The sequence below is a fragment of the Lactobacillus sp. JM1 genome, assembly GCF_009834385.1.
Taxonomy (GTDB): Bacteria; Bacillota; Bacilli; order Lactobacillales; family Lactobacillaceae; genus Lactobacillus; species Lactobacillus paragasseri.
Genome location: NZ_CP044412.1, coordinates 306562 through 319207 on the forward strand (window position 1 = coordinate 306562; position 12646 = coordinate 319207).

Genomic DNA, 12646 nt, shown 5'->3' on the forward strand with positions numbered 1-12646 from the left:
CTCAAGAGCGAAAGAATATAGAATTAGATATTTGTCAAAGAGGATGAAAAATAATGAAATTAATTGCAGGTTTAGGAAATCCGGGTAAAAAATATGATCAGACCAAGCATAATACTGGCTTTATGGCATTAGACCATTATTTAAACAAAAACAACTTAGATTTAGATAAAGATAAATTTGAAGGATTATGGACTAAGCAGAAGATTAACGGCGAAGATGTGATTTTTCTTGAACCGCAAACTTTTATGAATGATTCCGGAAAGTCAATTGCGCAAGTGGCCAATTTCTTTAAGATTGCTCCAGAAGATATCCTAGTTATTCACGATGACATGGATATGCCAATCGGGAAGATCAGAATTCGTGCAAATGGAAAATCAGGAGGTCATAATGGGATTAAGAGTATTATGGCCTGTTTAGGAACAAATAATTTCAACCGCTTAAAGATTGGAATTCGTCATCCGCGAAAAGAAAGCGTTGTTTCTTGGGTATTAAGTCCTTTTAATGATGAACAGCAAAAGTTAATGGATGCAGCTTTTGATGTTAGCGAAAATATCATTAACGATTTCATTAAGGGGAAGAATGCCCAGTATTTAATGAATCAGTACAATTAAAATGAACATTACAGAATTACTTAATAAAGACAAAGATTTAAATAATTTTATTAATAAAGTTCCAAAAGAAAAACGTTCACTTTTAACTGGAGTAAATTCTGGAGCTTTTAGTGCTGTCTTGATGCAAATGCTAAGCACTTGGCAGCGCCCATTAATTTTGGTTGAAGATAGTGAAGACAAGGCACAGATGCTTTTAGATGAACTAGGAAACTTATTACCTGATAATATGGTATTTAGTTTTCCAGTTGATGCCACAATTGCAACACAAACTGCTATCGCTTCTCCAGATGAGCTAAGTCAAAGACTGCAAACTTTGAAGTTTTTGACTGAAAAAAGAGCTGGAATTGTAGTAGTTACTCCGCAAGCATTGCAATATAAGTTAAGTGATCCGCGAGATTTTACTAAAGCAAAGCAAGTATTTAAACCTGAGGCAGAATTTGACTTAGATGAATTAACTGCATGGTTCACACAAGCTGGATATCGTAGAGAAAATATTGTCGCACGTCCAGGAGAATTTGCTCGTCGTGGCGATATTCTTGATGTTTATCCTTTAGACCAAGAAAATCCTTTTAGAATTGAATTTTTTGGTGATGAGGTTGATACCGTAAAAGAATTTGATGCAGCAACACAACGTAGCTTAGAAGAAAAAGATATTGTTTCAATCGGCCCGGCTTTAGATAGAGTGTTTTCTAGTCGTAATCTTCATGAGGCAGTTAAGAAAATAAAACAAGACATGAAGGAATCAATTGCCAAAGAAGAAAATGTTAAAAATCATTTTGTTAAAGCAATTGATTTGCTTGAAGCGGATGGCCTTCCTGAAAATTATGCTTTTTTAGTTGATTACTTACTTCCAAAGTCATTCAATTTAATTGATTATCTTGATAAAAATGGACTACTTTTATTTGATGATTGGCAAGCAATCAAAAAGAATGTTGCTGATGTAGATGCTCAAAATGAAGCTTTTATTTCCGAAGAAATAAAAGCAGGTGCAATGTTAAATAGCCAAAAATTACGACATAATTTTGAGCAAGTAGTTCAAAAGGTGAAACAAGCACAGGTAATATTTTCACTGTTTCAAAAAGGAATGGGTCGCTTAAAATTTGACCAAATACTTAATTTTACTACGCGAGAAGTCCAGCAATTCTTTAGTCAAATGCCGTTAATTAAGAGTGAATTGAAGCGCTTTGCGAATGAAGAAAATACGGTTATTTTACAGGCTGATTCTGCAACTCGTGCTAAGCAAATTACTCAAAATTTGGTAGATTATGGTGTTGATCTTCCGATTGTTAAATCTGATCAAGTTTTGGTAAAAAAAGCTCAAATAACTGTTGGTGATTTTGCACACGGTTTTGCACTTCCTAGTTTGAATTTAGTGTATTTAACTGAACGTGAACTATTTAATCAAAGACCACACCATCGTAAACGTATTAAAACACTTGAAAATGCTCAGCGTTTGCGAAACTATAACGAATTAAAGCCAGGTGATTATGTCGTTCATGTTAATCATGGTATTGGTCGTTTTGAGGGAATTAAGACGTTAGATGTAGATGGCAAAAAACGCGATTACATAACAATTACCTATCAGCATCATGATCAATTATTTGTTCCAGCTGATCAATTAGGATTAGTTCAAAAATACGTGGCATCAGAGGGTAAAGTTCCTCATATTAATAAATTAGGAAGTGCAGAGTGGGCCAAGACCAAAAAACGAGTTCAATCAAAGGTTGAAGATATTGCAGATGATTTAATCGAACTATACGCCAAACGTGAATCTGAAAAAGGTTTTGCCTTTAGTCCAGATGATGATTTACAAAAAGAATTCGAAGATGCTTTTCCTTATCCAGAAACGCCTGATCAATTGCGGTCAATTAGAGAAATCAAGGCGGATATGGAAAGCCCTAAGCCAATGGATCGCCTCTTAGTTGGAGATGTAGGTTTTGGTAAGACTGAAGTTGCTTTAAGAGCTGCTTTTAAGGCTATTCGTGATGGAAAGCAAGTTGCATTTTTAGCACCGACTACTATTTTGGCACAGCAACATTTTGAAACAATGCAAGATCGCTTTAAAAATTTCCCAGTCAATTGTGCGCTTTTATCGCGCTTTCAAACTCCTGCTGAAGTAAAGGAGATAATTGAAGGTGTAAAAAATGGTCAAATTGATATGGTTGTTGGTACGCATCGCTTATTATCAAAAGATGTAAAGTTTAAAGATCTTGGTTTATTAATAGTTGATGAAGAGCAGCGATTTGGCGTTAAGCACAAAGAAAGATTAAAGGAATTAAAAGCTAATATTGATGTTTTGACTTTGACAGCTACGCCAATTCCGCGTACTTTACACATGTCAATGGTTGGCGTGAGAGACCTTTCTGTAATGGAAACGCCACCAACTAATCGATATCCAATTCAAACCTATGTCATGGAAGAGATGCCTAGTGTTGTACGCGAAGCAGTTCTTAGAGAAATGAAGCGAAATGGGCAGGTATTCTTCTTGCATAATCGAATTGATGACATTGATAAAGTAGTTAGCCGATTAGAAGAACTGATACCAGAAGCTAAAATTGAATATATTCATGGTCGCATGAGCGAAAACCAAATGGAAGATATTATGTATCGTTTTTCAAGAAATGAGTTTGATATCTTAGTAACAACAACAATTATCGAAACTGGAGTTGATATGCCTAATGTCAACACAATGATTGTTGAAAATGCAGATCACTATGGATTAAGTCAGCTTTATCAATTACGTGGTCGAATTGGACGAAGTGCTCGTTTAGCTTATGCCTATTTCTTGTATCAGCCTAATAAGGTTTTAACGGAAATTGGTGAAAAAAGACTAAGTGCTATTCGCGATTTTACTGAATTGGGATCTGGCTTTAAGATTGCAATGCGGGACTTGTCAATTAGAGGAGCCGGCAACATGCTAGGAAAACAGCAACACGGCTTTATTGATAGCGTTGGTTATGATCTATATGCTCAAATGCTAGATGATGCAATTAAGAAACGTAAAGGCAAGAAAGTTGCTGTTAAATCTAATGCAGAAGTGCAATTTAATTTGGAAGCATATATTCCCGATGATTATATTGCTGATCAGGAACAGAAGATTGAATTTTATAAAAAAATTAAAGGGATTAATGATCAAAAAGAAGCAGAAAGTATTGCTGATGAATTAATTGATCGTTTTGGAGATTATCCATTAGCGGTGGAAAATCTGTTAAATGTGTCAAAAGTTAAAGCAGATGCTGATTTAGCTCAAGTTGTAGCAATTAATCAGAAGTCAGATGATAAATTACAGGTTATTTTCAATAATCGTGCTAGTGAAGAATTAGAAGGGCCAAATATTTTTAAGGCATTAGAACATGTGTCGTTAAGAGCTAGGATTAATATGGATCCACAAAAGAGAATGAATGTCATGCTTGAACTTGAAAAAAAGATGAGCACTAGACAATTATTTAATGAATTACATATATTTTTGGCAGCGGCGAGCGATATTGTTCAAAGGTAGAGAGGAAAATAAAATGAGAATCGATAAATTTTTAAAAGTATCTAGATTAGTTAAGAGACGTACAGTTGCTAAAGAAATGGCAGATCAAGGAAGAGTAAAAGTTAATGATCGAGTAGTTAAGTCCAGTTATGACGTAAAAGTCGGTGATGTTATTGAAATCGGATTCGGTACGAAACAATTGAAAGCTCGTGTACTTGACTTGAGAGAAACGACTAAGAAGGCTGAAGCAAGCGATTTGTATGAGCTAATTGATTAATGACAAGGGAAGAGTAAGGTGTTATATTAATAACAAGTGGTGATATAATTAAGATTTAGAATATAAACGAAAAGGCAGGGACACGCGTATGCAGAGAGGGCCACGACTTTATAATGCCTTAAGCGATGAAGAACGCTTGGCGCGCTTACGGCGCAAAGCAGCTAGGAAAGAAAAAGAAGTTCATCGCGTTCGGCGAAATCGAATTGTTGCTTGTTTTGCAATTGCAATTTTAATTTTTGGACTACAGTTAATTATGGTCCATGTACAAACGGGTAGAATTAATAGTCAAATTCAAACGAATAAGACAGAGTTAAACCAAGTTAATAAAACTAATAAAAAATTAAAGGCGCAAGTGGCAGATCTGAAAGATCCTGATTATGTGGCTAAAGTAATACGTTATAAGTTCTACTATTCTAAATCTGGCGAATCAATATATACTCTTCCTGATAAAGAGGAGGATTATTAGTGAAATTTCCAATTGGATTAAGACTTAATGCTAAAGTTAACAATATTACTAAGCTTGGGATTTTTGTGACTTTACCGCACCATCATCATGGCTTGATTTTTCATAAAGATTTTGGTGATAAATGGGAAAGTGCTAGGAACAAGTACAGTATTGGAGATGAGATCAGGGTAGTTATTATCAATAATCGTGAGGGAAAGCTTTCACTCTCTCTGAGTCAAGTAAACAATCCTGATTTGATTGATCCGACTAATGAATTTAAAGATAGTAAAGACTTTACTCCTTTAGCAAAGCTAGTAGAAAGTTCTACAAAGAAAATAGCAGATTTAAAGAACTCAATTGAGTTAAGTGACCAATAAAGGTCACTTTTTTATTTAACAATGACAGAATTTACAAATTTTTTTACTAAAAATAATATTGAAATTAAAAATAAAAAGTTCTTGTTAGCTGCAAGTGGTGGACCTGATTCAGTGGCATTATTCCATATGTTAGTTAACTTCTTACCTGATCCGTCAGCGCAGTTAATTGTGGCACATTTGGATCATTGTTTAAGAAAAGATAGTTATTTAGAAAGTGAGTTACTACAAAGATTAACCACTGCTTTTAAAGTAAAACTAATAGAAAAAAGCTGGCCCCTTGCGCTTCATCCTAAAACTGGTATTGAAGCAAGGGCGCGTGAGTTTCGCTATGCATTTTTAGCCAATACCGGGAAAAAATATCAGGTTGATTACTTGTTAACAGCACATCATGGCGATGATTTAATTGAAAATATTTTACTCAAATTTATTCGTTCAGGGGATGTAGCTGAAATGAATAGTCTTCAGGTCGTAGGAAATTTTAACTCTATGAAGCTATTACGGCCGTTAATTAAGTATTCAAAAGATCAGTTGTTAGAATATGATAAGCAGAATGACTTAGACTATATTGAAGACGAGACTAATTTTGAAGATGATACTTTAAGAAATCGTTTAAGGCATCATGTTGTTCCTTTATTGAAAAAAGAAACGAATCATTTAGTTGAAAATGCCTATCGTTTTAGCGAAAGTGCAGCGCTACTTTCAGACTGTCAAAGTAGCTTTTTTGAAAGTTTGATTTTACCTGTTAGCTTTGGTAAAGCTTTACAAGGTAGGAAATCAGATCTAATAGACTTAAATAAAAATCAGTTAGCAGCTTTTTTTGATTATCTAATTTATAAAAAGTGGCATCAACGAGTTCACTTTGATGAAATTAGGTGGAGCAAAAATGCAACTTTTAACAAAGAAAATTTTCAATTAATTTTTTATCAAGATTATTATTACTTGATAAATAGAAACGAGTTAACGCCAATTGACGTTAATAAAAAGAAAATTAAGCTCGATGAAAAGTTTTCTTTAAACGGAAAAGAATACATGATTTCAAATGGTAAAAAACTGGGCAACTTAGTTGGATATTTCTATGGAGCAAAAAGTGATTTCTTAGAGGTGGGAAGTTTACCTCAGGGAAGCAAATTAAGACTAGCTGATGGCAGGCAAACAAAAGCTAAGAAAAAATTTGCGGAGAATGGAATTCCTTTGATATTAAGGCCGTATTGTCTAACTATTTGGCAAGGAAAAAATCCAGTTTATGTTGAAAATGTCTATCAAAATCAAGAATATAATCCAGATTTTATTCGATATAATGTATATATTTATCTTTAAGTTTGTGCAAAGTTCTATGGTAAAAGCGTAATTTGTGGTAAAATCGTTGGAGTAATTCCAAGAAGTGTCGCGGAGGTTTATAGATGAAAAATAGAAGAAATAGACTGCTTTCTAACGGTCTTTTCTATATCATAGTATTCGTGATCCTCTTGGCTGGAATCAATTGGGCTGTGGGTGGCTCAGGTAGTAATGGTTCCACAGAAAATATCCGTTATTCTCAATTAGTAAAAGATTTAAAAGCGGGTAAAGTCAAGAGTATCAATGTACAACCATCGAATGGTGTATATACGGTTACTGGATCTTATAAGAAAGCTCAAAAGTCAAAGAATCAAAATAATACTGGATTTGGACTTATTCCAAGTTCACAAAGTAGTAGTGAAGTAACTCGTTTCAGTACTACGATGCTTCAAAATGACTCAATGGTTAAGACAGTTTCAGATCTTGCTCAAAAGAGCGGAGCATCAATTTCTGGACAAGGTGAATCTCAATCTGGAACTTGGATTTCTACTATTGTCATGCTTGTTCCAACTTTGATTTTTATTGTCATGCTTTGGATGATGATGAACCAAGGTGGACAGGGTCGTGGTGGCGGCATGATGAACTTTGGAAAATCTCATGTTAAGCCACAAGATCCAAGTAAAAATAAGGTTAGATTCTCAGATGTAGCTGGTGAAGAAGAAGAAAAGCAAGAGTTAGTTGAAATTGTTGAATTCTTAAAGAATCCAGCAAAATATACTAAATTAGGTGCTAGAATTCCGGCTGGTGTTCTTCTCGAGGGTCCTCCTGGTACTGGTAAAACTTTACTTGCCCGTGCGGTTGCTGGTGAAGCTGGTGTACCATTTTATTCAATTTCTGGTTCAGACTTTGTTGAAATGTTCGTCGGTGTTGGTGCATCTCGTGTACGTGACTTATTTGAAACAGCTAAGAAGAATGCCCCAAGTATCATTTTCATTGATGAAATTGATGCCGTTGGACGTAAACGTGGCAATGGTGTTAGCGGTGGTCATGATGAAAGAGAACAGACTTTGAACCAACTATTGGTTGAGATGGATGGTTTCGAAGGTGATGAAGGTGTCATTGTTATGGCAGCTACTAACCGTTCAGATGTTCTTGACCCGGCACTTCTTCGTCCTGGCCGTTTTGACCGTAAGGTTTTAGTTGGTCGTCCAGATGTTAAAGGACGTGAAGCTATCTTAAAAGTTCATGCTAAGAATAAACCTTTAGCACCAGATGTCGACTTAAAAGAAGTAGCACGCCAAACTCCTGGTTTTGTGGGTGCTGATCTTGAAAATGTTTTAAACGAAGCTGCTTTAGTTGCTGCTCGTCGTAATAAGACTGAAATTACAGCATCTGATATTGATGAAGCAGAAGACCGCGTTATTGCAGGACCAGCTAAGAAAGACACTGTTATTTCTCCTGAAGAAAGAAAGCGTGTTGCATACCATGAAGCAGGACACGCAATCGTTGGTTTAGTCCTTAGCGATTCTAGAACCGTTCGTAAAGTTACGATTGTACCTAGAGGTCGTGCTGGTGGATATAACATTATGCTTCCAAAAGAGGATGAAAATATCATCACTAAGAAGCAATTAATGGAACAAGTTGCTGGTTTAATGGGTGGTCGTGCTGGTGAAGAAGTAGTTGTTGGTGATAAATCTACGGGTGCTTCAAACGACTTTGAACAAGCCACTAACATTGCTCGTGGTATGGTTACTCAATATGGTATGACTGATGTTGGTATGACTGAGCTTGAATCTCCAAGTATGCAATCACCTTATGGAACTAAGCCATACAGTGAAGCTACAGCTGCTAAGATCGATGAAGCAGTTAAAGAAATTCTTGATGAAGGTCACAAACAAGCCGTTGATATCATTAAGAGCCACCGTGAAACTCACAAGATTATTGCAGAGGCATTGCTCAAGTATGAAACTTTAAACGAAAAGCAAATTCTTTCATTATTCAAGACTGGTAAAATGCCAGAAAATGATGAGAATGAATTTCCAAGTGAATCTAAGGCTTCAACTTATGAAGAAGCAAAAGCTGCAATGGAAAAGAAGGATCAACAAAGAGAAGAAACTGAAAATAAGGATGACAAAGAAGACGTTCATCCACTTCCTGATGATCATAAGAATATTGACGATATTCCACTTAATCCACCATCTGAAAAGAAAGATTCTGACGAACACAATTCAGATGAAAACGAGGATAGGTAAGAGTTTATTGTAAGAGTAATGTTTATACTCCTTTCTAATACTGAAATTACAGATTTTAGAAAGGAGTTTTTTGGTATTAAGAATGAAATATTTAAGTAAAAAAGACAAAAAGATTTTAAAATTAAGCTTAATAAGTTGTTTGACAACTATAGTGCTCTTTTTCCTTTTATCTACTTTCACTGATTGTAATCCAATCTTTGGAGGAGTATTGTACGGAGGAGATTTACCTAATCAGTACTTATCTTTCTTTCAATACTATCGTCATTTAGTTTTAGGAAATTGGGCTAGTGCTGGGTATACTTTTTCTAATGGACTAGGTGGAGATATGGCTGGTAACATTGCTTACTATGTCTTAAGTCCGTTAAATTTTATAGTTTTTCTTTTTCCTGCAAATAAAATCAATATTGCCGTTTATGTAATAATCCTGCTTAAGCTAGGTTTGATGAGTGGTACATTCACTTGGCTTATTTTAAAATGGTTTAACTTTAAATATCAGGCCTATGCAATTTTTTTAGGAATTGCGTATAGTTTAAGTGGCTATTCAGTTGCTTATGCTGGAAATGTCATGTGGTTTGATGGATTAATTTTGTTGCCTTTAATCACTTATGCTTTGGTTAGAGGAATCAAGACTAATAAATGGCTCGCGTATAGTATTTTACTGGCTTGTGCCATTATATTTAATTACTATATTGGTTACATGATTTGTATCTTTATGGTAATTATTTTCCTAGCATATACAATTAATAATTTTAAAGACATAAGACTATTTTTCCACCAATTCTTGAATTTTGCGATCAGTTCAATTATTAGTGGTTTAATTAGTGCAATAGTCCTATTACCAACTCTATTTAATCTCTCAAGTAATAAATTAGCACAGTCGGATTTTAATTCAGATTTTAATATTAAGCTACTTATTACTGGGGGAAAAACAGTATCAAGACTGTTTATTGGGGATACTTACAATGATTGGCCGCCAATTTTTGTAGGTACATTAGCTGCTATAATTTTTATTATCTACTTTATTGATTCTCGTAATTCAGTTAAAGCTAGAATTACTAATCTGATAATTGGAATTATGTTTGTCTTAAGCATTATCGTGCGTCCGTTATACTTATTCTGGCATGGTGGACAACAAACTATTGCTTATCCTTATCGGTTTAGTTTTTTAATCGTATTTTGGATTTTGCTTTTAGCAGCAAAAGAGCTGTCATATCAAGACTTTAAGAGAAAAGATAGAATTATAGCTACCACTATTTATTTATTACTGAGTTTGATGACTGTATATATTCGTCGTCGAATTGGACCAAATAATTTTTATGAATGGATAGCCGTAGCTTTAGTACTTCTCTTTGGACTATTAATCTACTTTTCAAATAAAAACTTCGTTCGAATTATTCTAATATTAATTGGACTAGTCGAATTATCGGGAAACGCATATACTGGCCTTAGCCATCTTGGAATGAAGAGTGATTACTATCCTAGATACGTTGCAGAAAATAATGAACTAATTTCAAAGATCCCAGCAGCTGATAAGACAGGTAGAATCGCTAAAAATTATGAACTAAATAATGATCGCGGTGAAGGATATACTTTTAACTATCGTGGGGTAGAAGAATTTTCATCCAATAATGATTCACGAATTAGTAGTTTGATGACTGATTTGGGATTTTCAACATTTAGATACTTCTATTATTATCAAACTGGTACTGTAGTTACTGATGCTATTTTTAATGTTAAGAGCTTTATTAACAGTTCTTTGACTAATCAAAGCATTTCACCAGAATATGTTAACTATGGTTTAAGAGATGATTTAAAAACTAGACCAGTTATTTTAAAACAGGGCGATAAAACTGTGTATCGAAATGAAACACTTCCATTTGCCTTTGCTGGTAATTTATCCAATAAATTAAAGTTTAAAGATGAAAATCCTGTCTATAATCAAAACTTAGTTTTAAATTCTTTGACCCAATCTAAATCAAATGTGTTGGATTATAGTACTAAAAAGGCTCGAATTACAACAAATAACTTGTCAGTGAAATATGGTACTGTAAAGTATCATGTCATAAAGAAACATAAGAAGATTACTAAACGTACTGAACAAGAATATTTCACAATTAAAAGATATGATAAAGAGCGTCCTGGTACGATGAGTTTCACCTATGATAATCTGAAACCTAACCAAGTGGGATATATTCGATTTAGCAAAAATTTGATGCAATTAGTACTTCCTTTAAATAATTATCAATGGAATAAAAATCCTGATTATCGTCCTCCATTTAGTTTGACTATAAACGGTAAACAAGTTCAACTTCAAGAATATACAGATCAACTAATTGGCGTTCAAGCCGATAAGAATGGAAAAGTTGATATTAAAATGACCATAGATGGAAAAGGCGGCAAGTTCATTCTCAAATATCCTAAATTTGTGAATATCGACTTTTCAGCTTTGCATGATAAAGTCAAAAAAGCCCGTAACAGAGAAATGAAATTTACAAGCTTTAAAGATGGATATGTAGCTGGTAAAGTTACAATTGATAAAAATCAAAACTTAGTGACTACTATCCCTTATAGTAAGGGCTGGCAAGCTAAAGTAGACGGAAAACCAGTTAAAATTAATCGTACATTGGGTGTATTTATTGGATTAAAGATGAAACCAGGAACTCATCAAATTACATTGAAATATAGAACCCCAGGTGTATTAGTAGGTGCCATCTTGAGCATTATTGGTATTATTTCCTTAATTGTATTTACTTTATTTTTAAAGAAAAATAAGAAAGATTAATTGATTAGATACACTTCTCGATGCTTGTTTTGGAGAAGTGTATTTTTTTAAGTAGGTAAAAATTCAGTAATATCGACAGTATTAAATTGCTTATTGGCGCTGTAACAAGTATCATAGGTATAATCCTACTAGTGGTATTTAATTTTTTTGAAAAAGAAAAAGTATTAGTCAAAAAGTAAAGTCTATGTTTTATAGGCTTTATTTTTTAGGGGAAAGAAAAAATGAAAGATTATTTAGTAAAAGCAATTGATAAAACTAAAAACTTACGATTGATTACAGTTAATGCCAAAGGTCTTGTTGGTGAAGCGCAAAAAAGACATGATACATGGAGCGCATCGTCAGCTGTACTTGGTAGAACTTTAATTGGCGGTCTGCTTTTATCAGCAGCCTTATTGAAAGATAAAGATGAATTGACAGTTAGATTACTAGGCAACGGTCCAGTAGGAGCAACTGTTGTAACAGCAAAAGCTGACTTGACTATTAAGGGGTATATACAAAATCCGCATATTGCTCTTCCTCCTAAGAAAGATGGACATATTGATGTAGCAAGAGCTGTTGGTGAAGGTTGGCTTGAAGTAACCAAAGATCAAGGCCTAAAAGAACCTTATACCGGTCAGGTTCCAATTGTTAGTGGAGAAATTGCGGAAGATTTTACATATTATTTAGCAAAATCTGAACAAATTCCTTCAGCTGTTGGCTTGTCTGTTTTTGTTGAACCAAACAATAGTATCGGAGCTGCGGGCGGTTTTGTATTACAAGCATTGCCAGGAGCAGCTGACGAACAATTAGCTCAAGTAGAAAAGAGAATTAAAGCTCTTCCGAATCTTTCAACTTTATTCCTAGATGGAATGACACCTGAAAATCTAGCAGAAAGGATCCTAGGAACTGATTGCAAGATTTTGGCTAAAGAAGATGTTGCGTTTTCCTGTGATTGCTCAAAAGAAAAATACAGCAAAATTTTAGCTACACTTAAGCCAGGACAACTAAAAGACATGATTGAAAAGGACCACGGTGCAGAATTAGTTTGTCGTTTCTGCAAAGAAAAATATCACTTTACTGAAGATGAATTAAAAGATGTCCTTAAGAAGGCAAATTAAAGTGGTGTGTAGTAGATAGTTTTGCTATAATATTGGGGTATTTGAAAGGATG

Annotated in this window: 9 protein-coding genes; all 9 read left to right on the forward strand. The window is 34.3% G+C overall.

Annotated features, from left to right (window positions below; genetic code table 11):
- Positions 1–53 precede the first annotated feature (53 nt).
- The 9 genes from pth (at position 54) to hslO (ending at position 12594) form a co-directional block, all read left to right on the forward strand.
- The gene (gene pth / locus F3I00_RS01450) at positions 54–611 is read left to right on the forward strand and encodes an aminoacyl-tRNA hydrolase (RefSeq protein ID WP_020807229.1); all 558 of its coding nucleotides are present in this window, start codon (positions 54–56) and stop codon (positions 609–611) included.
- 1 nt (position 612) lies between these two features.
- Positions 613–4110, forward strand: a complete 3498-nt coding sequence (gene mfd, locus F3I00_RS01455) for a transcription-repair coupling factor (protein WP_020807228.1) — start codon at positions 613–615, stop codon at positions 4108–4110.
- A 13-nt stretch (positions 4111–4123) separates the two neighbouring features.
- The gene (locus F3I00_RS01460; protein ID WP_003649479.1) at positions 4124–4366 is read left to right on the forward strand and encodes an RNA-binding S4 domain-containing protein; all 243 of its coding nucleotides are present in this window, start codon (positions 4124–4126) and stop codon (positions 4364–4366) included.
- A gap of 88 nt (positions 4367–4454) precedes the next feature.
- Positions 4455–4832 (forward strand): septum formation initiator family protein, encoded by a 378-nt coding sequence (locus F3I00_RS01465; protein ID WP_003647843.1) that lies wholly within the window; start codon positions 4455–4457, stop codon positions 4830–4832.
- Positions 4832–5188 carry a S1 RNA-binding domain-containing protein gene (locus F3I00_RS01470; RefSeq protein ID WP_003649478.1) on the forward strand — a complete coding sequence of 119 codons (357 nt, stop codon included), beginning with the start codon at positions 4832–4834 and terminating at the stop codon, positions 5186–5188. The genes F3I00_RS01465 and F3I00_RS01470 overlap by 1 nt, the downstream gene beginning before the upstream one ends.
- Before the next feature lie 21 nt (positions 5189–5209).
- On the forward strand, positions 5210–6505 hold the full coding sequence (tilS, locus tag F3I00_RS01475) for a tRNA lysidine(34) synthetase TilS (RefSeq protein WP_020807227.1): 1296 nt from the start codon (positions 5210–5212) through the stop codon (positions 6503–6505).
- An 83-nt stretch (positions 6506–6588) separates the two neighbouring features.
- Complete coding sequence (gene ftsH / locus F3I00_RS01480; protein WP_020807226.1) at positions 6589–8715, forward strand: ATP-dependent zinc metalloprotease FtsH; 2127 nt, start codon at positions 6589–6591, stop codon at positions 8713–8715.
- 82 nt (positions 8716–8797) lie between these two features.
- On the forward strand, positions 8798–11497 hold the full coding sequence (locus F3I00_RS01485) for a YfhO family protein (protein ID WP_020807225.1): 2700 nt from the start codon (positions 8798–8800) through the stop codon (positions 11495–11497).
- A gap of 221 nt (positions 11498–11718) precedes the next feature.
- Complete coding sequence (hslO, locus tag F3I00_RS01490; RefSeq protein ID WP_020807224.1) at positions 11719–12594, forward strand: Hsp33 family molecular chaperone HslO; 876 nt, start codon at positions 11719–11721, stop codon at positions 12592–12594.
- Positions 12595–12646 lie beyond the last annotated feature (52 nt).

What these genes read in the sequence shown, in the direction of transcription:
- pth (WP_020807229.1), top strand. Translation starts at nt 54, where the DNA reads ATGAAATTAATTGCAGGTTTAGGAAATCCGGGTAAAAAATATGATCAG.
- mfd (WP_020807228.1), top strand. Translation starts at nt 613, where the DNA reads ATGAACATTACAGAATTACTTAATAAAGACAAAGATTTAAATAATTTT.
- F3I00_RS01460 (WP_003649479.1), top strand. Translation starts at nt 4,124, where the DNA reads ATGAGAATCGATAAATTTTTAAAAGTATCTAGATTAGTTAAGAGACGT.
- F3I00_RS01465 (WP_003647843.1), top strand. Translation starts at nt 4,455, where the DNA reads ATGCAGAGAGGGCCACGACTTTATAATGCCTTAAGCGATGAAGAACGC.
- tilS (WP_020807227.1), top strand. Translation starts at nt 5,210, where the DNA reads ATGACAGAATTTACAAATTTTTTTACTAAAAATAATATTGAAATTAAA.
- ftsH (WP_020807226.1), top strand. Translation starts at nt 6,589, where the DNA reads ATGAAAAATAGAAGAAATAGACTGCTTTCTAACGGTCTTTTCTATATC.
- F3I00_RS01485 (WP_020807225.1), top strand. Translation starts at nt 8,798, where the DNA reads ATGAAATATTTAAGTAAAAAAGACAAAAAGATTTTAAAATTAAGCTTA.
- hslO (WP_020807224.1), top strand. Translation starts at nt 11,719, where the DNA reads ATGAAAGATTATTTAGTAAAAGCAATTGATAAAACTAAAAACTTACGA.